Genomic DNA, 17101 nt, shown 5'->3' with positions numbered 1-17101 from the left:
CCATGGGCAACACGGGCGTCATCGACAATTTTCTCGGGGTTTTCACCTCCTATATCGACAGCGGATTCGGCCTGCTCGGCGGCGAGGTGGCCTTCATCGCCACAACGCTGATCGTTATCGACGTGACGCTCGCCGCGCTGTTTTGGGCATGGGGCGCGGATGACGACATCATCGCGCGACTGGTGAAGAAGACCCTGTTCGTGGGCGTCTTCGCCTACATCATCAGCAATTGGAATAATCTGGCCCGCATCGTTTTCGAGAGCTTCGCCGGTCTTGGCCTGATGGCGTCGGGCACCGGCTTTTCCGTCGAAGACCTGATGCGGCCCGGCCGCGTCGCGCAGACCGGCCTCGACGCCGGCCGCCCGCTGCTCGATTCCATTTCCGACCTTATGGGCTGGATCGCCTTCTTCGAGAACTTCATCCAGATCGCGTGCCTGCTGTTTGCATGGGCGCTGGTGGTGGTGGCCTTCTTCATCCTCGCCATCCAGCTCTTTGTCACCCTGATCGAGTTCAAGCTGACCACGCTCGCCGGCTTTGTGCTGATCCCCTTCGGCCTGTTCGGCAAGACCGCGTTCATGGCCGAGCGCGTGCTTGGCAACGTGGTGTCGTCCGGCATCAAGGTTCTGGTGCTCGCCGTCATCATTGGCATCGGCAGCACCTTGTTTTCGCAGTTCACGGCCGGTTTCGGCGGCCAGACTCCGAGCATCGACGACGCCATGGCGATTGTGCTGGCAGCCCTGTCGCTGCTCGGCCTCGGCATCTTCGGTCCCGGTATCGCCAACGGCATCGTCTCGGGTGGCCCGCAGCTCGGCGCGGGCGCGGCCGTTGGCACGGGGCTCGCCGCCGGCGGCATGGTGCTTGCCGGCGGTGCGGCTGCTGGCGGCGGTGCCATGCTTGCCGCGAAGGGCGGCGCTGCTGCCCTGTCTGGTGGAGCCGCGGCCGTTCGCGGCGGCGCGACAGCCGCGGGCGCGGCGACCGCTGCATATAGCCTTGGCTCGCTCGGCCAGACCGGCGCGGCAGGCGTTGCTTCCGGCCTTGGCGGTGTTGCACGCGCCGCAGGCTCGGCCGCTATCTCCCCGCTCAAGCGTGCTGCCTCCAGCGCAACATCCCAAGCAAGCGAAAGCGTCAAGTCCAGCTTCTCCGCTGGCGCAAAGGCCGGTTTCGGCGTGACGGGCGGCAGCTCCACGATGGGCACGGTCGGCGGCGCAAGCGCCGAACCCGCAGCCGCGCCATCCAGCCCGGCCGGCAGCCCCCCGGCTTGGGCGCAGCGGATGCAGCGCCGGCAGGCAATCAACCACGGCACCACCATGACAGCCCATGCCGTCCGCTCCGGCGACAGCCACGGCTCCGGTTCCTCCGTCAACCTTTCCGAAAGTGACCGCTCATGAGCATCTTCAAACGACCAGCAACCCATTACGGCAAATCGCCGGAACCCGAGACGCCCTATCAGAAGGCCGCGCAGGCTTGGGACGAGCGTATCGGCTCGGCCCGCGTGCAGGCGAGGAACTGGAGGCTCATGGCCTTCGGCTCCCTGATCCTTTCGGCCGGCTTCGCCTCGGCGCTAGTGTGGCAGTCCGCACGCGGGACCGTGGTGCCTTGGGTGGTGCAGGTCGATAATCTCGGACAGGCGCAAACCGTCGCGCCGGCCGTGGCCGACTATCGCCCGACCGATCCGCAGATCGCTTTCCATCTCGGCCGCTTCATCGAGCAGGTCCGCGCGATCCCGGCCGACGCGATCATTGTCCGCCAGAACTGGCTTCGGGCGTATGAGTGGACCACGGATCGCGGGGCGGCGGCGTTGAACGACTACGCAAGGGCGAACGATCCCTTCACGCGCGTCGGTCGTCAGCAGGTCGCCGTCGAGGTCTCTAGCGTCATCCGGGCGTCTCCCAACAGCTTCCGCGTGGCGTGGACCGAACGCCATTTCGAGAACGGCCAGCTTTCCACCACGGAACGATGGACGGCCATCCTCACCATCGTCATCCAGCCCCCGCGCGACGCCGAGCGCCTGCGCGCCAATCCTTTGGGCATCTACGTCAACGCAATTTCGTGGTCGCGGGAGATGAGCCAATGAGGACGATCACCCGCACCCCGACAATCGCGGCCTTGCTGCTTTCGGCTACCATGCTCGCAGGCTGCGCCACTAACCGGACGCCGCAATTCAGCTACGACGCCAGCGTGCCACCGCTGCCGACCGTTCAGGCGGCGGCGACCGACAACACGCCCCGGCCGCTGCATGTGCCCCCGGCATGGACCGTGGCGCGCGGCGGCACCGCCGCCGGCACGCCGACCGGCCGCGTCGAGAACGCCAACGCCGCTGCCCGCGTCGAGCCGCGCCGGGAAGGTTACTATAACGCGATCCAGATTTATCCGTGGTCGGAAGGCGCGCTCTATCAGGTCTATGCCGCAGTCGGGCAGATCACGACCATTGCGCTGGAGCCGGGCGAGAGCCTGACCAGCGCGGGGCCGATCGCGGCCGGCGACACCGCCCGCTGGGTCATCGGCGATACGGAATCCGGTTCGGGCGCAAACCGCCGCGTCCATATCCTCGTGAAGCCGACGCGCCCGGACATTTACACCAACCTCGTCGTCACCACCGACCGGCGCACCTACATGATCGAGCTGCGCGCGCGGGACTCGCTCTACATGCCTGCCGTCGCATGGGCCTATCCCGCACCGCCTGCCGGCCAGCGCCAGACCGTTCCGGCCGCGCCCGTCGTCCCGGCCGAGGCTGCTAGGAACTACCGCTATGGCCTGACAGGCGACAGCCCGCCATGGCGGCCCATCTCTGTCTTCGACGATGGCCGCCGCGTCTATGTCGTCTTTCCGGCCGGAATCGTGCAGGGCGAGATGCCGCCGATCTTCGTGCTCGGATCGGACGGCGAGCCGCAGATCGTCAACAGTCGAGTCCACCAGAACGTCCTGATCGTTGACCGGCTGTTCGGCACGGCCGAGCTGCGCCTTGGCAGCGGCAACCGCCAGCAGGTCGTCAGGATCGTCCGCATTAACCCGACGCAGGCCGCCGCCGCGCAGCCCGCCAGCGCGACCGGAGACTCCCCGTCATGACCGACAACACCATCACCGACACCGCTGCACCCATGCGGCTGCGCGCCGAGCCGCCCCGCGTCACCCGCCTGTCTCGCAAGATGCTGGCAGGCGTCGGAGCCGTCGCGCTGTTGGGCGTCGGCGGGGCGCTGATCTACGCGCTCCAGACCCGCGATGCGGGACCGGGCGGCGAAGAACTGTATTCCACCGAGAACCGGCCCACGGCGGACGGGCTATCCGGCCTGCCGCGCGACTACACTGGCCCGGTGCTCGGCCCGGCGCTGCCGGGCGACCTCGGCCGTCCGATCCTCGACGCCCAGAACCGAGGGCAGCCCGTCGCACCGCCTACGATGGCGACCCCCGCCGTCGATCCCGACGAACAGCGCCGTCTCGCCGAGGAAGAAGCCGCGCGCTTGAGCAACGTGTTTTTTCAGTCCGGGCCGCGCACGGGAACACCAGCCGGAACGGCCATGCCCGGCCTTGCCGGTCTCGGCCTCGGCGGACAGCCCGCGACGCAGAACCGGCACGCGGCGTTCCTCAATGGACCCGTGGACCGGCAGACCGTCGCCCCGGATCGTGTCACGCCGCCAGCCTCGCCCTACATCCTTCAGGCCGGGGCCGTGATCCCGGCCGCGCTTATCACCGGCATCAGGTCCGATCTTCCGGGCCAGATCACAGCGCAAGTGACCGAGAACGTCTATGACAGCCCAACCGGCTCGCTGCTCCTGATCCCGCAGGGAACGCGCATCATCGGCCAATATGATGATGGCGTGACCTTCGGCCAGCGCCGCGTGTTGCTGGTGTGGAACCGCCTGATCCTGCCGGGCGGCCGTTCCATTGTTCTGGAGCGCCTGCCCGGCGCAGATGCCAGCGGTTACGCCGGCCTTGAGGATGGTGTTGATTATCACTGGTGGGATCTGATGAAAGCCGCAGGGCTGTCCACGCTGCTCGCAGTCGGCACGGAGCTGGCGACCAGCGACGAGGACCGGCTTATCCGGGCCATCCGCGACGGGGCGCAGGATACCGTCAATCAGGCGGGCCAGCAGATCGTCCAGCGCCAGTTGCAGGTCGCGCCCACGCTGACCATCCGGCCGGGGTTCCCGGTTCGCATCATCGTAACCCGCGACCTTGTGTTCGAGCTGACAGGAGGTTGACCATGACCAAGCTGAAACTCGGCCCGCTGCCCGACGACAAGCCCGTCAAGGTGACGGTGGAGCTTCCTGCGCCGCTCCACCGCGATCTGGTCGCCTATGCCGAGGTGCTGGCCCGCGAGAGCGGCCAGCCCGCCGCCGATCCCGTCAGGCTGATCGTGCCCATGCTGGAGCGGTTCATCTCAACGGATCGCGGTTTCGCGAAGGCACGGCGTCAGACAAAATTAAAATCTGTTTAAGGCGAGCACTTATCAGTTCCACCGAATGTAATCGGCTGACAGTCGCTTGAAATCCGTGCTGGTCGCGCATGCAGGATTCGTATCAATATTATCGACGAGGTAGGTCATGCACTCAATCAGCCGTTGGTTTATTACATTGGCGCGAGCAGCTTCCAGAGCTTGCTTGGCCTGCGTGCGGCATATCGAGCGACCCAACTGCCCGGAAACCTCGTAGTGCGTGAACGCAGCCATAACATGCGGTGCGAACTTGTCACCGACGAGGTTTAGGATGGCATCGTAGTAGCGCTTTCCACCCGGTGAAACGCCATTGTTGTAAGACACACCCCTGCCGATCCGGCAAAGTAGCACCGTTTTGAAAAGGCGTTCGGCAAGATTGTCGAATATCGAGTTTTGATCCGGGACGTAGGACCAAAGGTTGGCGGCAACCGGAGCCTCATGATGAAAATTGTCCCAACCGTTATGCTTATCCAGTAGCTCCGTAATCAGCGTATCGACTATAACGAGGCGTTCAGACGGGGAACGATATGCATTTCCAGAAACTAGAGCAAAGAATTGCTCCCCGAGCGTATATTTATCCTTGTAAAGATTGGTATTGTATCCTTCCAGCACGATCCCAAGCCGATAGCGTGGTTCATCCGCACAGGTATTCCAGAGCGCAGGCGCGAGGATCGCGATATTCTTTCGAACTCCTGGGTCAGTATCCGGGGCGACATAGATTCCGAAAACAGTCCTCAGCAGACTTCCGCATAGGTGGCTTGGCAGTTCTGTGAAGCGGCGTTCAATGGTCTGTTTCGTCGCTGGGTCGAGCGGAGCCGTATGGCCTTTGAGGTTCGCAATAAATGCCTGAACTTGAAGCGCCGCTTCGGTTGGCCGGTCGTTTAGAACGTCCTGCACACAGGTCTGCAACCAACCTAGTAGCTCGAAGGCATTGATATTGTAGTTGGTTGGATGGGATATTCCGATATCGTTCCGCATATCTAATATATGCTTGAGTTTCTTGTATGTTGTATCGGATATAAGCTCAAGTTTTCGGCATGTATCAAGGAGAACGGCATCCTTGAGAGCTGGAAGATCATTTTCAGTCTTGTAGAATTCGCGCGTTTTATTGCCGCCAACAGCGGCATCGAAGAAAATGTCGAGGCCATAAAGGGACGCCTTCTTCCGAAGATCGATCACAACCTCGTTCCAGATCGCATTGAGGGCATAGTCGAACAGGCCAGAACCGGCCCCGATCACAAACTTTGATAGATATCGCGCGTCGCGCTTGACCTCCGCCGGTAACGACTGAAGGTATCCGGGAAGGTTGCTTGCGATGATCGAGCGCTCGGCCGGGTCCGCCATGATGTTCTCATGGGGAAGCCCCACATCACGCAGGAAGTCCACTAGACGCTGGGCCTGTGGATCGACAAGGCTATTTGCAGTGGTGGTCGTAATGTTGCTGTTCATCAACAGGGCCTAAATCACATGACTGCGTTGCTATGAATCGCTGCCACAGTATCCACTAGAACAAGACAAGGCGAGACACCAATCGTCAGGGGTGCCGCCAGCGCATAGGCGCAAATGCGGCACGCTACAGGCCGCCGACAGCCCTCCATTGTTCGCCTAATTCCGGGGCTTAGAGCGCCCCGTAATCCACCACAACCAAGGAGGATTCCATGTGCGCAGAGCGCCACCGTGCCCGCAAAGGACGACCGCGACAGCCCGTCCCCGAGACACTTCCCGACGATCTTTTCGACTATGCCGACGAACCTACGCCGGACGGCCGGGAACGGCGCAGGTCGCCGCTTCGCATCGTCGATGTGGAGACGCTGCCGGTCTTCGACGACTGGCCCGAGAAGGTGCCAGTCACCGAGGAAGAACTGCAAATCTTCGAGCGGTATTTTGGCGACGTGCTCGACCGGCTGTTCGGCCCCGTCGACGCCGATCCCGATAATCAGGACTTGCAATCGTTATCCTCAGATGATAACAGTGAGTCATGAGCGAGGATCGTAACCCGAGCCTCGACACGCTTCTGGACCTCGACGGACAGGTGCTCGTTATCGATCCCGAGGGCGGCCATTGGGTGAAGTTCATCGTCACCCGCGTTCCGGCATCGCCGGAGAAGCCGCATGGCCTCGATTACTCGCTCACGCTTCACGGGCCTTCGGGCGAACGGCTGGTCGGCTTCGATAATGCTCACCCGGTCGGCCGGGGCAGGCGCGGCGAGCCGATGGACCACCGGCACCGCCTCCAGACCGTGAAGCCCTACGCCTACGAGGACGCGGCCACGCTGCTGGCCGACTTCTGGCAGGCGGTGGACGCGGTGTTGAAGGAGCGAGGCGTAACATGACCACATTGAAAGTCGGGATTGCCGACTATGAGGAAATGAAGGCCCGCACCATGCGGATCGCGCGCGGCGAAGAAAAGCCGGCGATGGACGATCCGAAGGTGTGGTTCACATCCATGGAATCCTTCGCGCAGCTTCTATCCAGTGGGAACCGCGAGTTGCTGCGCGTCATCGACGAGCAGTCGCCCGGCTCGCTTGAGGAATTGTCGCGGATCACGGGGCGGGCGAAGCCTAACCTGTCCCGAACCCTCAAGAAGATGGCGAGCTACGGCCTTGTCCGCATGGACCCCGGCGAGGGCCAGAAGCTCGTGCCCAAGGTGCTGCATGATCGTGTCGAGCTGGCCTTGCCCTTGCTCGAACGCCGCGCAGCGAAAGGAGGCCGGTGATGAACATTCAGTCCCCACACGTCGCCCTGCGCGCCGCGCTCTACCTTCGCGTCTCCACGACGCGGCAGGCCGAGCATGACGTGTCGATCCCCGACCAGCGCAAGCAGGGCGAAGCCTATTGCGCGTCGCGCGGCTATCAGCTTGTCGAAACCTTCGTGGAAGCCGGTGCTTCGGCCACAAATGACCGCCGCCCCGAGTTTCAACGGATGATCGAGGCCGGCACGTCCAAGCCCGTGCCCTTCGATGTTGTCGTGGTCCATTCGTTCAGCCGCTTCTTCCGCGATCACTTCGAGCTGGAGTTCAACGTCAGGAAGCTCGCCAAGAACGGCGTCAAGCTGGTGTCCATTACGCAGGAAATGGGCGACGACCCCATGCACGTCATGATGCGGCAGATCATGGCGCTGTTCGACGAATACCAGTCGAAGGAGAACGGCAAGCACGTCATGCGGGCCTTGAAGGAGAACGCCCGGCAAGGCTTCTGGAACGGCTCGCTGCCGCCCATCGGCTACCGCGTCGTTGATGCCGAGCAGCGCGGAGCGAAGATGAAGAAAAAGCTGGAAATCGACCCACTACACGCCGACACCGTGCGGCTGATCTTCCGCCTTGCGTCGGAAGGCGACGGCACCTCCGGCCCCATGGGCGTCAAGAATATCGTCAATCACCTGAACAAGCATCGCATGTTCACGCGCAACGGCGGGCGTTGGGGCATCGGCCAGCTTCACCGCGTCCTGACCCGACGCACCTATATTGGCGAGCATCGCTTCAATCGCCGCTCCAAAAAGGGCGTGGTGAAGCCCGAGGAAGAAATCGTCACTGTCGCGGTGCCGCCCCTCATCGACCTTGAGATATTCGAGGCCGTGCAGAATCGGTTGAAGGTCAACAATCCGAAGGTGACGCCGCCGCGTGTCGTCAGCGGCCCGAACCTGCTGACGGGCATTTGCCATTGCGGCAATTGCGGAGGCGCGATGACGCTGCGCACCGGCAAGAACGGCCGCTATCGCTATTATGCCTGCTCGATTCGGGCACGGCAGGGCGACACCGGCTGCAAAGGCCGCGCGATCCCGATGGACAAGCTCGACCGCATGGTGGTGACGCATATTGAGGAAAGGTTACTCGACCCCGAGCGGATCGAAGACGTGCTCGCCTCGCTTCTGGATCGCCGGCAGGAGGGCGTCGAGCGGCGCAGCCAGCATATCGCCGAGTTGAACCATCGCGCGGCCGAGGCCGACAACCGCCTCAAGCGCCTCTACGATGCCATAGAAGCTGGTTCGCTCGACCCGGCCGAGTCTTCCCTTGGCGAGCGCATCGCCGGCCTCACGGCGCTTAGGGATCAGGCGCGGGCCGATGCCACGCGGATCGAAGCCATGCTCGCAAGCTCCACCCACCAGCGTCTCACAGGGGCAGCCGTGCGGGAACTGGCGAGCGAAGCACGCACCCGGCTCCGGCTTGGAAAGGGCGGCTATCGGCGGGAACACGTCCGGGCCTTTGCCCAGCACGTCGAGGTCGCAGACGACGCAATCTACATCAAAGGAAACAAAAACATCCTCTTGAGGACGCTGGTAGCCACTAAGGGAGGGAAATCGGCGGGAATCGGCGTTCCCGGTTCTATACCGAAGTGGCGGAGAGGGGGGGATTCGAACCCCCGATAGACTTGCGCCTATGCCGCATTTCGAGTGACGCTTGTTCCTGTTTTCCTGAGTTGGCTCGGATTGGATCGGGTTAGATAGTGCGCGGATTTTCAATGAGTTCTCGTTTTCTCGGATTGGATCGGCGTCGATCCCGTTTGCCTCGGTTTGCCGACTCGTGGTGACTTGGCGGCGACACCAACCGGGAAGTCACCATGCCGAAGCTCACAAAGAGGGTGGTGGATGCCACCGTGCCGGACCCCGCCCGCAAGGTTATGGTGTGGGATGCGGAGCTGAAGGGCTTCGGCCTGCGGGTGACGCCTGCCGGGGTGAAGTCCTATGTGGTGAGCTACCGCACGCAGCAGGGCATCAAGCGTGAACTGACCATCGGCAAGCACGGCTCGCCCTGGACCTGCGAGATGGCACGGGAGAAAGCCCGCCAAGCGCTCTACGACATCGCCAACGGCAACGATCCTCTTGGCGAGAAGGAAGCCGCACGGCAGACCGTGACGGTGGCAGACCTTGCCGAGGTGTATCTGAAGGAAGGCCCGGCTGCGCGACCGAACAAGAAGCCTCGATCCTGGGAGACGGACGCGGCCTTGCTAAATGCTCATGTGCTCCACCTGCTGGGAAAGAAGCCGGTGAAGGGCCTGACCAGGGCCGACGTGGAGCGCTTCCAAGCGGATGTTGCGGACGGAAAGACGGCGCGGCCCACAGAGGCGAAGAAGGGCCGCAAGAAGGTGCTGGGAGGCAGGGGCGTTGCCGCGCGCGCTACAGCGACCCTCAAGGCCATGCTCAGCTTCGCCCACAATCGCGGGATCATCGCGACCAACCCGGGGGCAGGCGTGAAGCTCTTCAGCCAGCAGAAGCTGGAACGCTTCCTTTCCGCGAAGGAGGTGGAGGGCCTTGCCGAAGCCATCAACGCCATGGAAGAGGCGTGTGAACTCACGAGCGCCTTCGCCGCCCTGTTTCGTCTCCTGCTGCTCACGGGATGCCGCCGCAGCGAGATCGAGAACCTTCAATGGGATTGGATCGACTTCGAGCGCGGTCTGATCCGGTTTCCGGACAGCAAGACCGGCGCCAAGGTCACGCCCTTGCCGGGGGCAGCGGTGGAGGTGTTGAAGGGCATCCCACGGCGCAACGCTGACAACTATGTGATCGCCGGCACACGCGGGAAGTGGGGCCGCATCTCGGCAACCCCTGGTGCTTGGCAGCGGGTGCGGGAGCGCGCCGGCTTGACGGGACTGCGCCTTCACGACCTGCGACACACCTTCGCCTCTTTCGCTGTGGCTGACGGCGCGTCCCTATTCATCGTCGGCAAGGTGCTGGGGCACAAGCAGGCCAGCACCACCGAGATTTATGCGCACCTTCAGGATGATCCCTTGAAAGCCGTGGCGGACCGCACCGCCGGAAAGATCGCGGAGGCGATGAGGGGCGGGAAGAAGCGCGAGCCTGAAGGGTGATTTCATCCCCGGCATCATCGTTTTCGCGGTGTTACAGGTGTTACAGGTGTTACAGCGTTGATATGTAATGGATAAAATCTGTAACACCTGCCCCGGCATGAGGTGTTACAGGTGTTACAAGCTGGCAGTGGGCGCCCCCCCCCCCGCCCCCCGGCAGAGGCTAATGCGTCGCAAGGTGCATTGAGAAAATAAAAGCCCCACCTTGGGGGCGGGGCTGTCAATCCTTGGGGTGGGGGGCTTTGGCCAAGCCGCTCATCACTCGCCGGGGTGGAGGTGATGTTTGTCGGCTCGCCCCGTCAGCCAATAGGCGATGGCGCCCACAGCCAAGAGAGCGACGGGGGCGACATAGAGCAGAAAGGTTGATGCGCTCATGGTTGAAGCCTCCGTAGAGTGCGCCGTGCAAAATAGTGTAGGGCCGAACCGCTGCAAATCCAAATCACAGCGCTGAGCAGGAAGCGCCAGCCTCCACCAGCGTGATCGTATCCACCCACGCCATAGAAGGCAGCGGCGGCCGGCACGATAATCCCCGCGACCACGGCAGCCGAAGCCATGGTGTTGAACCAATTCGCGGTGAGCTTCACCTGTTCATTGTGGATCAGGCTCATTCCGCCGAACCCTCACCATAGGCAGCAGCATCACCGGCTTTGGTAATGCGATAGCCGGCCTCATTGGTCACAGGCGAGTTCACCCACACAATCCAGCCATCTTGTACCATGGCATCGAACGTTGCCTTGCCGACACCGGGGAAGGCGCTCGGGGCCTCAATGCAGTCCCCCACGAAGTGCTGAAGAACCTTCAGTTCGCGCTGGCTCGGCTTTTTCATTCCGGCTTCTCCTTCCTCAACCTCACCCCTGGCCCCTCTCGGCAATCTCGCGCCTAGGCGTCCCTGACGCGGGCTTGTGCAATTAATTGCACGCGGCGCCCGCCCGGGCACTCATCCTCGGTCCTTCAGCCTCACGCGCCGCCTTCCCGGTCCCGTGCTCCATCCGGATCAACGATCTTCTCCAGATCATCGATGGCGCTGCGCATCAGGCGAATGAGCTGCCATGGCGATTGGTGCGATGCGGCATCCCATTCCTCATCTGACATGATTTGACCGAAGCTGTGCTCAAGCCTCCGGACGATCTCCGCGTTTAATGAGTTCACGCGCGCCGCGGCCATGAGCTTCTCATGCAGCTCCTGGGGCAGCCTAAGCGTGATGCGAACGAAATCGTCCTGTCGTGCCATGCGCCCCGATAGCACCAAATTAGTGCCAAGAGAAGCTTGACACCATTTTAGTGTCGCATCATCGTGACACCAAATTGGTGGAGGAAAAATTGAGCAAACCGGAGAAACGTGCGGGGCTTATGGTCAGGCTGCCGCCTGATGTGAAGCTCTGGATTGAAACGGAATCAAAGCGGAACGGCAGTTCCCAAAACAGTGAGGTCATTCGTGCCGTCCGCTCCCGAATGACCTACCAGCAGGCTGAAAAGCGGGACTGACCCCGAAACACTATTAGGAGCAACCCAATGCCCAAGCACCCCTTGGCGGCAAACGCCACCCCTATGCCTGAAGCCCGCATCGCGGCGGCCATCAAGGAAATCAAGTCCGCCCTCGCGGAGATCTACCCCGGCCGCTACATCACCTCGCGCGCCGCAATCCGCGACAATGACGCGAGCATCGCCGTGGGCGCCTCCTTCTTCAAGGATGACGTGGCCATGGCCGGCTTTGTCAGCCGTGACTTTCTGGAGCGCCTCGACCGAGGCGAGATCGGCGCCCGCGCGGAAAAAAATTCTTCGATACGCTCTGAGACGGAACTGACAGAACTGACAAAACCTCCCTCCGAGAATTCCGGGAACGCTAAGGGGAGGCACGGCAATGGCTGACCTAGAGAAGATTGAAGCCGCCGTTGCCGCCTTGATGCGCCCTATTGAAGAGCTGGGAATGCATGCGGCGGAGCAGTTCGCGGCTCGTGTGGCGGAGGGCTGGCGGGCCGATTCGTTCGAGCGCGGACACGACCCTTACGCTCGGGCGGTGGAGGAACTGAGGAGGATTGTGCGCGAGCTTCTGAGCGCACACCCCGGCGTGCCGCCAGACATCATCAAGCACGCGGAGGACATCATTGAAGACGCCTTCGTTGCGCGCTCTGTCGAGCTGATGTACCTGGCGGCGGCAGCTCCGCAGGGGAGTGGGTGAATCCGCTAAGTGATTGAATTAGTTCCGAGGTCGGTATTCCGACCTCGGCTTTCCCTTGGGCTCGTGCGCATGGCGGAATGGGCGGTGCGGATGGCGCGGGGTGGATAGCTGGAAATGTCTGGTGTTAGTTGGCGGATGAAAACTTGCGCTTGCCAACTCACCACACATCGAGGTACATCGAAGTAGGCACCCGCACACTTCGGATGACAATATGAGCATTTTCAATGCCGAATTCACAACCGGACAGGTGATCGCCGCCGCCGACGTGACCAATTCCGCCCTTCAGACGTGGATCAAGCGCGGCCTGATTGTCGGACACAAGAACCACCAAATCGACATGCCAGGAACCCCTGGCATCAAGCGCAAATTCTCTTTTTTCAACGTGATGGAAATCGCCATCGCCAAGGGGCTCATTGACCTGGGCGTAGAACTCACCGACGCGTTCCACCACGCATCGATGTTTGCGCACACGGGTGACGAAGAGCGGAATCCGTCTCTGCTGTTCCGCGATCCGGGCTTCACTCTTCTTTGTGTCGCCGGTCCGAAAGCAACGGAAGTTCTTTGGATGCCGGGCACAGATGTTACTGCAACGATCCGAACGAACCTTCATCATCCGCTTGGGTGGGTCACTCTTGAGGTGAACAATGTATTCGACCGGGTGACCACCTCCCTGGGGTATCACCCGGAAGCCGTCCTTACTGAGTGTTATGGGGAGAACAACTGACCCATGGAAGCGATCAACCTCCCGCCCCACCTCCGCAAGCCTCGCCTCCGGCGCTGGGAGGCGTGCGAATATTTGGAGTTGAAGCATGGCATCGGCTTGCGGCCGGCCACCCTGGCCAAGATGGCGTGCACTGGCAGCGGCCCGCCGTTCCAGAAGTCGGTTCGCACCCCGCTTTATCCCTCCGACGAACTCGACAAGTGGGCTGAACGGCGCCTCGGGAACGTCCGCAACAGCACTTCGGAGGACCGCTGAAATGGACGAACTCAACAAATGGCTCCGAAACGGCAGTGTCTGCATGAACTGCCGCTTTCATCACAAGACTTGGCCTGACGATAAGTATTCACACGGCGAATGCCGGAGGCGCGATCCCCGGAGCCGAGTAGCGCGGTGGCCGGTGGCCCGTTTCCACGACTGGTGCGGCGAGTTCTCGAAGGCGGAAAACCAAAAGCGCACGACGAGCGAAAGGAAGTGAGCCTATGCCCAAAAAGAAAACCGCCGCCCCGACTGGCATCGGGAACGGCGGCAGCACTCAGAAAAACTCAACGAGCACTTTCAACCATGCAACGGCTTTGGCCGCAAGCCTTTTCGTCCCGATCTACGACAACGGCAGGTTCGTGTCCCTGCGCCGCTTCGAAAGCCTCGCCGCCGCTCGCGTTGCCATGCGTCAGGGCCTCGCCGGATGATCGACTTTGCCGCCATCAACGGGGCCGCTCTGGCGACCCTGCCCTCCATCCTCGCCCGCTGGCTCCCTGGGGGCCGGCGGCAGGGAGCCGAATACGTGGTGCGCAATCCCAAGCGCGCCGACAGCCGGCCGGGCTCCTTTTCCATCAATCTGCGCTCGGGCCGGTGGAGCGACTTCGCGACGGGCGATGCGGGCGGCGACCCCGTGTCGCTCGCTGCCTACCTCTTCGACCTCACCCAGGCGGACGCCGCGCGCCGTCTCGCTGCCATGCTCAACGTGAAAGGGGGTGCTTGATGCACGCTGCCCTTGATGACGCTTTCGCCCCCCTCTCGCCGGAAGAGGCGTCCGCCTCGGAGCGGGCGGCTCCGAAGCGCGGGGAAAAGACACCCATTGTTCCCGTGCCGGCCGATGCGCCGGCGCCGGAAACGTTTCGACATCCGAAATATGGGAAGCCTGTCAAAGTATGGAAGTACCGCGATGCTTTTGAAAAGCTCATGTTCGGCGTGGCACGCTTCGAGTTTCTCGACGGCGAGGGGAAACCGTCGAAGGCCATCCTTCCGCTGACGTTCTGCGACCTGGCGAATGGGAAGACCGCCTGGCGCTCAAAGGGGATGGAGGGGCTGCGTCCACTCTTGAACCTGCCGGAAATCTCCGCCGATCCTGGTGCTGCCGTGTTGGTGGGAGAGGGCGAAAAGGTCGCTGACGCCGCCGCCGCGCTGTTCCCCGACATGGTGGCGACAACGCCCGCCCATGGCGCCAATAGCCCGCACCTCACGGACTTCAGCCCGCTCGCCGGGCGAACGGTGGTGATCGCGACCGATAATGACGACGCTGGCCAAGCCTATGGCGACAAGGTGTGCGAGCTGGCGCGCGCCGCTGGGGCCGCCCAGGTGCTCCATTTGCCGCCGGATCGCCTGGGCGCCTGGCTCTGGCAGGGCGAAGAGAAGACGTTGCGCGGCGAAGCCTTGCCGGCCGGGTGGGACATTGCCGACGCTCTGGAAGAGGGGTGGACGGCGGAGCGCGTTGCCGCGATGCGCGACGATCCCGGCTTTCTGCCGCTCTATCGCGATGCCGAAGAGCGCGAGACGCTGCGGCGGATCGAGGCCGGCGAACCTGAGGAATTCATCAAGTGGCCGTTCCGCGTCGTCTCCAATGGCGTCGAAAAGCGGGTGGAGAAGGCCGACAAGGAAACCGGCATCATCACCATCGAATGGCGGTGGTTCTGTTCGCTCCTTGAGGTGTCGGCGGAAACACGAAGCGCGGACGGTGAGGAATGGGGCCGTCTGCTGAAGATCACCGACCGCGACAAGCGCGTGAAAGATTGGGCCATGCCCATGGCGATGCTGGCCGGTGACGGCACAGCCTATCGCGAGCGTCTCCTGTCCCTGGGGCTCATCATGGCACCGGGTCGCTTCGCCCGCGATGCTCTGCACGAATACATCTCGACGGCACGCCCCGACACCAAGGCCCGATGCGTCGGGCGCGTCGGCTGGCATGGCGTCGCCTTCACCCTCAGCAACCAGACCGTGGAGCACGCCAATGGGTGAGCGGATCATTCTCCAGACCAACGGCGCGGTGGACCATGCCTTGCGGGAGGCCGGCACCTTGGAGGGCTGGCAAGAGAATATCGGCCGGTACGCGGTGGGCAATTCGCGGCTGGCGCTCGCGCTTTCGACCGCCTTCGCGGCGCCGCTGCTCTATCCTGCCGGCGCGGAGAGCGGAGGCTTTCACTTCCGGGGCGCCTCTTCCACGGGGAAGAGCACGGCGCTAGTGGTGGCGGGTTCGGCCTGGGGCGGCGGTGGCATCCGGGGCTATGTGCGCACCTGGCGCGCCACCTCCAACGGGCTCGAAGGCGTCGCGGCCATGCACTGCGACTGCCTGCTGTGCCTCGACGAGATGGGGCAGGTGGATGGACGCGAGGCTGGGCAAATCGCCTACATGCTGGCGAATGGCGTCGGCAAATCGCGTGCCGGCCGGGATGGTTCAGCGCGGCCCCCGGCCGAATGGCGCCTGCTGTTCCTCTCCAGCGGCGAGTTGAGCCTGTCCGACAAAATCGCGGAGGATGGGCGCGGCCGGAAGGTCGCCGCCGGCCAACAGGTGCGGATTGTGGACATCCCGGCCGATGCCGGCGCGGGCCATGGCCTGTTCGAGAACCTGCACGGCTTTCCTTCCGCCGATGCCTTCGCCCGGCACCTGAAGATGGCGGCCGGCGAGCACTACGGCACGCCCACCCGCGTCTTCCTGCAAACGCTGGTGAACAATTTCGACGCCATCGCGCCCACGGTGAAGGGCTATGTGGACGAGTTCATTGCCGAGAACTGCCCCAAGGCCGCCGATGGGCAGGTGAGCCGCGTTGCCGCCCGCTTCGGACTGGTGGCCGCTGGCGGGGAGATGGCGACCGCTGCCGGTGTCCTGCCCTGGCCCGAGGGTGAGGCGACGCGCGCCGCCGCCCGGTGCTTCCGGGACTGGCTCACTGCGCGGGGCGGTATCGAGCCGGCGGAAGAGACGGAAGCCATCGCGGCCGTGCGCCGCTTCATCGAGCTTCACGGCAATTCGCGCTTCGAGGCCATGGGCGAACTGGCGCCGCGCGACGGCATCGGGGCGCCCATTGACCAACGCATCACAAACCGCGTGGGCTTCCGGCGCCGGGCCGAAGGCGGCGGCATCGAATATCTGGTGCTGCCGGAATCGTGGAAAAGCGAGGTGTGCGCCGGCCTGGACGCGGGAGCGGTGGCGAAGGTGCTGAACGGGCGCGGGCTGCTGGTGGCGGGTGGCGGGGGGAAGCTCCAGAGCCTCCAGAGGTTGCCAGGGTTTGCTAATCCGGTGCGCTGCTACGTCATCGCGGCCGGCATTCTTGGCGATGCCGAGCCCGCGACCTATGCCGAGCGGGACTTCGGCTGATGCCCGACTTCAGCCGCTTCGCCGTCTTCGCCTCCAAGTCCCGCACCCATGATCGCGGGTTGCGCGAAGGCGGCACGGCGACGGGCCGGCCGGCTGTAACACCCGTAACACCAGCGCCCGCACATGGTGTTACAAGTCGCGTAGTGGAAAAAACAATTTTATATCAACAACTTGCAGATCTTGTAACACCTGTAACCCTTGTAACACCTGAAAACGATGATGCCGGAGATGAAGCGAGATGGCGAGACGCCTTCGAGGAGCGCGCGGCCATCCTCGAATATGACGGTGGCTTTTCGCGCTCCGAAGCCGAGCGGCTGGCGCGGATCGAGATTGAGGCGCTGCGCAAGACGAGCGGCATCTAATCCAGCCCAATCAAAGCCAATC

23 protein-coding genes are annotated in these 17101 nt (G+C 63.1%); 19 read left to right on the top strand and 4 right to left on the bottom strand.

Annotation, left to right across the window (positions count from 1 at the left end; translation table 11 throughout):
- The first annotated feature begins 2 nt into the window (after positions 1 to 2).
- Genes trbL through L0966_RS14745 form a run of 5 tightly spaced genes read left to right on the top strand, consistent with a single transcriptional unit; the run spans position 3 to position 4435 of the window.
- Positions 3 to 1388, top strand: coding sequence for a P-type conjugative transfer protein TrbL (gene trbL / locus L0966_RS14765; protein WP_234052712.1), 1386 nt, complete (start codon positions 3 to 5; stop codon positions 1386 to 1388).
- Complete coding sequence (gene trbF, locus L0966_RS14760) at positions 1385 to 2074, top strand: conjugal transfer protein TrbF (RefSeq protein ID WP_234052711.1); 690 nt, start codon at positions 1385 to 1387, stop codon at positions 2072 to 2074. Before trbL ends, trbF begins: the two co-directional genes overlap by 4 nt.
- Entirely contained in the window at positions 2071 to 3066 is a 996-nt protein-coding gene (gene trbG / locus L0966_RS14755) for a P-type conjugative transfer protein TrbG (protein ID WP_234052710.1), read from the top strand. The genes trbF and trbG overlap by 4 nt, the downstream gene beginning before the upstream one ends.
- Positions 3063 to 4199, top strand: coding sequence for a TrbI/VirB10 family protein (locus L0966_RS14750; RefSeq protein WP_234052709.1), 1137 nt, complete (start codon positions 3063 to 3065; stop codon positions 4197 to 4199). Before trbG ends, L0966_RS14750 begins: the two co-directional genes overlap by 4 nt.
- A 2-nt stretch (positions 4200 to 4201) precedes the next feature.
- Positions 4202 to 4435 carry a DUF2274 domain-containing protein gene (locus L0966_RS14745; RefSeq protein WP_234052708.1) on the top strand — a complete coding sequence of 78 codons (234 nt, stop codon included), beginning with the start codon at positions 4202 to 4204 and terminating at the stop codon, positions 4433 to 4435.
- A 12-nt stretch (positions 4436 to 4447) separates the two neighbouring features.
- Here the strand turns inward: L0966_RS14745 and L0966_RS14740 are convergent, their stop codons facing one another.
- On the bottom strand, positions 4448 to 5881 hold the full coding sequence (locus L0966_RS14740; protein WP_234052707.1) for a hypothetical protein: 1434 nt from the start codon (positions 5879 to 5881) through the stop codon (positions 4448 to 4450).
- 209 nt (positions 5882 to 6090) lie between these two features.
- Between L0966_RS14740 and L0966_RS14735 the strand changes: the two genes are divergently transcribed.
- The 5 genes from L0966_RS14735 to L0966_RS14715 all read left to right on the top strand — a co-directional run bounded on the left by L0966_RS14735 (position 6091) and on the right by L0966_RS14715 (position 10235).
- Positions 6091 to 6414: a hypothetical protein gene (locus L0966_RS14735; protein WP_234052706.1), complete on the top strand. Its 324-nt coding sequence runs from the start codon at positions 6091 to 6093 to the stop codon at positions 6412 to 6414.
- Positions 6411 to 6764 carry a DUF6516 family protein gene (locus L0966_RS14730; RefSeq protein WP_234052705.1) on the top strand — a complete coding sequence of 118 codons (354 nt, stop codon included), beginning with the start codon at positions 6411 to 6413 and terminating at the stop codon, positions 6762 to 6764. The genes L0966_RS14735 and L0966_RS14730 overlap by 4 nt, the downstream gene beginning before the upstream one ends.
- A complete protein-coding gene (locus L0966_RS14725) occupies positions 6761 to 7147 on the top strand; it encodes a helix-turn-helix domain-containing protein (RefSeq protein WP_234052704.1) in 387 nt (128 codons plus the stop codon). The genes L0966_RS14730 and L0966_RS14725 overlap by 4 nt, the downstream gene beginning before the upstream one ends.
- Entirely contained in the window at positions 7147 to 8796 is a 1650-nt protein-coding gene (locus L0966_RS14720; RefSeq protein WP_234052703.1) for a recombinase family protein, read from the top strand. The genes L0966_RS14725 and L0966_RS14720 overlap by 1 nt, the downstream gene beginning before the upstream one ends.
- Positions 8797 to 8987: 191 nt before the next feature.
- Positions 8988 to 10235 (top strand): site-specific integrase, encoded by a 1248-nt coding sequence (locus tag L0966_RS14715; RefSeq protein WP_234052702.1) that lies wholly within the window; start codon positions 8988 to 8990, stop codon positions 10233 to 10235.
- A 368-nt stretch (positions 10236 to 10603) separates the two neighbouring features.
- Here the strand turns inward: L0966_RS14715 and L0966_RS14710 are convergent, their stop codons facing one another.
- The 3 genes from L0966_RS14710 to L0966_RS14700 form a co-directional block, all read right to left on the bottom strand.
- A complete protein-coding gene (locus L0966_RS14710; RefSeq protein ID WP_234052701.1) occupies positions 10604 to 10840 on the bottom strand; it encodes a hypothetical protein in 237 nt (78 codons plus the stop codon).
- Positions 10837 to 11058 (bottom strand): hypothetical protein, encoded by a 222-nt coding sequence (locus L0966_RS14705; RefSeq protein WP_234052700.1) that lies wholly within the window; start codon positions 11056 to 11058, stop codon positions 10837 to 10839. Before L0966_RS14705 ends, L0966_RS14710 begins: the two co-directional genes overlap by 4 nt.
- Before the next feature lie 131 nt (positions 11059 to 11189).
- The gene (locus L0966_RS14700) at positions 11190 to 11462 is read right to left on the bottom strand and encodes an Arc family DNA-binding protein (protein ID WP_234052699.1); all 273 of its coding nucleotides are present in this window, start codon (positions 11460 to 11462) and stop codon (positions 11190 to 11192) included.
- Between the two features lie 281 nt (positions 11463 to 11743).
- Here L0966_RS14700 and L0966_RS14695 point away from each other — a divergent pair, with 281 nt between their 5' ends.
- The 9 genes from L0966_RS14695 to L0966_RS14660 all read left to right on the top strand — a co-directional run bounded on the left by L0966_RS14695 (position 11744) and on the right by L0966_RS14660 (position 17079).
- A complete protein-coding gene (locus tag L0966_RS14695; protein WP_234052698.1) occupies positions 11744 to 12100 on the top strand; it encodes a hypothetical protein in 357 nt (118 codons plus the stop codon).
- Complete coding sequence (locus L0966_RS14690) at positions 12093 to 12410, top strand: hypothetical protein (RefSeq protein ID WP_234052697.1); 318 nt, start codon at positions 12093 to 12095, stop codon at positions 12408 to 12410. Before L0966_RS14695 ends, L0966_RS14690 begins: the two co-directional genes overlap by 8 nt.
- Positions 12411 to 12621: 211 nt before the next feature.
- Positions 12622 to 13134, top strand: coding sequence for a hypothetical protein (locus L0966_RS14685; protein ID WP_234052696.1), 513 nt, complete (start codon positions 12622 to 12624; stop codon positions 13132 to 13134).
- Between the two features lie 3 nt (positions 13135 to 13137).
- Positions 13138 to 13386, top strand: a complete 249-nt coding sequence (locus L0966_RS14680; protein ID WP_234052695.1) for a hypothetical protein — start codon at positions 13138 to 13140, stop codon at positions 13384 to 13386.
- 224 nt (positions 13387 to 13610) lie between these two features.
- Positions 13611 to 13817, top strand: a complete 207-nt coding sequence (locus L0966_RS14675) for a hypothetical protein (protein WP_234052694.1) — start codon at positions 13611 to 13613, stop codon at positions 13815 to 13817.
- On the top strand, positions 13814 to 14110 hold the full coding sequence (locus L0966_RS14670; RefSeq protein ID WP_234052693.1) for a hypothetical protein: 297 nt from the start codon (positions 13814 to 13816) through the stop codon (positions 14108 to 14110). Before L0966_RS14675 ends, L0966_RS14670 begins: the two co-directional genes overlap by 4 nt.
- Positions 14111 to 14310: 200 nt before the next feature.
- On the top strand, positions 14311 to 15363 hold the full coding sequence (locus tag L0966_RS22280; protein WP_255688995.1) for a DUF927 domain-containing protein: 1053 nt from the start codon (positions 14311 to 14313) through the stop codon (positions 15361 to 15363).
- Positions 15356 to 16717 (top strand): DUF927 domain-containing protein, encoded by a 1362-nt coding sequence (locus L0966_RS14665; protein ID WP_255684088.1) that lies wholly within the window; start codon positions 15356 to 15358, stop codon positions 16715 to 16717. The genes L0966_RS22280 and L0966_RS14665 overlap by 8 nt, the downstream gene beginning before the upstream one ends.
- Positions 16717 to 17079 (top strand): hypothetical protein, encoded by a 363-nt coding sequence (locus tag L0966_RS14660; RefSeq protein ID WP_234052692.1) that lies wholly within the window; start codon positions 16717 to 16719, stop codon positions 17077 to 17079. Before L0966_RS14665 ends, L0966_RS14660 begins: the two co-directional genes overlap by 1 nt.
- Positions 17080 to 17101 lie beyond the last annotated feature (22 nt).

The sequence above is a fragment of the Xanthobacter sp. NM-59 genome (assembly GCF_021401125.1).
Taxonomy (GTDB): domain Bacteria; phylum Pseudomonadota; class Alphaproteobacteria; order Rhizobiales; family Xanthobacteraceae; genus Xanthobacter.
This window is presented reverse-complemented; position numbering and strand designations above follow the sequence as displayed.

What these genes read in the sequence shown, in the direction of transcription:
- L0966_RS14735 (WP_234052706.1), top strand. Translation starts at nt 6,091, where the DNA reads ATGTGCGCAGAGCGCCACCGTGCCCGCAAAGGACGACCGCGACAGCCC.
- L0966_RS14750 (WP_234052709.1), top strand. Translation starts at nt 3,063, where the DNA reads ATGACCGACAACACCATCACCGACACCGCTGCACCCATGCGGCTGCGC.
- trbF (WP_234052711.1), top strand. Translation starts at nt 1,385, where the DNA reads ATGAGCATCTTCAAACGACCAGCAACCCATTACGGCAAATCGCCGGAA.
- L0966_RS14725 (WP_234052704.1), top strand. Translation starts at nt 6,761, where the DNA reads ATGACCACATTGAAAGTCGGGATTGCCGACTATGAGGAAATGAAGGCC.
- L0966_RS14700 (WP_234052699.1), bottom strand. Translation starts at nt 11,462, where the DNA reads ATGGCACGACAGGACGATTTCGTTCGCATCACGCTTAGGCTGCCCCAG.
- L0966_RS14740 (WP_234052707.1), bottom strand. Translation starts at nt 5,881, where the DNA reads ATGAACAGCAACATTACGACCACCACTGCAAATAGCCTTGTCGATCCA.
- L0966_RS14745 (WP_234052708.1), top strand. Translation starts at nt 4,202, where the DNA reads ATGACCAAGCTGAAACTCGGCCCGCTGCCCGACGACAAGCCCGTCAAG.
- trbL (WP_234052712.1), top strand. Translation starts at nt 3, where the DNA reads ATGGGCAACACGGGCGTCATCGACAATTTTCTCGGGGTTTTCACCTCC.
- L0966_RS14675 (WP_234052694.1), top strand. Translation starts at nt 13,611, where the DNA reads ATGCCCAAAAAGAAAACCGCCGCCCCGACTGGCATCGGGAACGGCGGC.
- L0966_RS14730 (WP_234052705.1), top strand. Translation starts at nt 6,411, where the DNA reads ATGAGCGAGGATCGTAACCCGAGCCTCGACACGCTTCTGGACCTCGAC.
- L0966_RS14670 (WP_234052693.1), top strand. Translation starts at nt 13,814, where the DNA reads ATGATCGACTTTGCCGCCATCAACGGGGCCGCTCTGGCGACCCTGCCC.
- L0966_RS14685 (WP_234052696.1), top strand. Translation starts at nt 12,622, where the DNA reads ATGAGCATTTTCAATGCCGAATTCACAACCGGACAGGTGATCGCCGCC.
- L0966_RS14660 (WP_234052692.1), top strand. Translation starts at nt 16,717, where the DNA reads ATGCCCGACTTCAGCCGCTTCGCCGTCTTCGCCTCCAAGTCCCGCACC.
- L0966_RS14715 (WP_234052702.1), top strand. Translation starts at nt 8,988, where the DNA reads ATGCCGAAGCTCACAAAGAGGGTGGTGGATGCCACCGTGCCGGACCCC.
- L0966_RS14710 (WP_234052701.1), bottom strand. Translation starts at nt 10,840, where the DNA reads ATGAGCCTGATCCACAATGAACAGGTGAAGCTCACCGCGAATTGGTTC.
- L0966_RS14695 (WP_234052698.1), top strand. Translation starts at nt 11,744, where the DNA reads ATGCCCAAGCACCCCTTGGCGGCAAACGCCACCCCTATGCCTGAAGCC.
- L0966_RS14680 (WP_234052695.1), top strand. Translation starts at nt 13,138, where the DNA reads ATGGAAGCGATCAACCTCCCGCCCCACCTCCGCAAGCCTCGCCTCCGG.
- trbG (WP_234052710.1), top strand. Translation starts at nt 2,071, where the DNA reads ATGAGGACGATCACCCGCACCCCGACAATCGCGGCCTTGCTGCTTTCG.
- L0966_RS14690 (WP_234052697.1), top strand. Translation starts at nt 12,093, where the DNA reads ATGGCTGACCTAGAGAAGATTGAAGCCGCCGTTGCCGCCTTGATGCGC.
- L0966_RS14720 (WP_234052703.1), top strand. Translation starts at nt 7,147, where the DNA reads ATGAACATTCAGTCCCCACACGTCGCCCTGCGCGCCGCGCTCTACCTT.
- L0966_RS14705 (WP_234052700.1), bottom strand. Translation starts at nt 11,058, where the DNA reads ATGAAAAAGCCGAGCCAGCGCGAACTGAAGGTTCTTCAGCACTTCGTG.
- L0966_RS14665 (WP_255684088.1), top strand. Translation starts at nt 15,356, where the DNA reads ATGGGTGAGCGGATCATTCTCCAGACCAACGGCGCGGTGGACCATGCC.
- L0966_RS22280 (WP_255688995.1), top strand. Translation starts at nt 14,311, where the DNA reads ATGTTCGGCGTGGCACGCTTCGAGTTTCTCGACGGCGAGGGGAAACCG.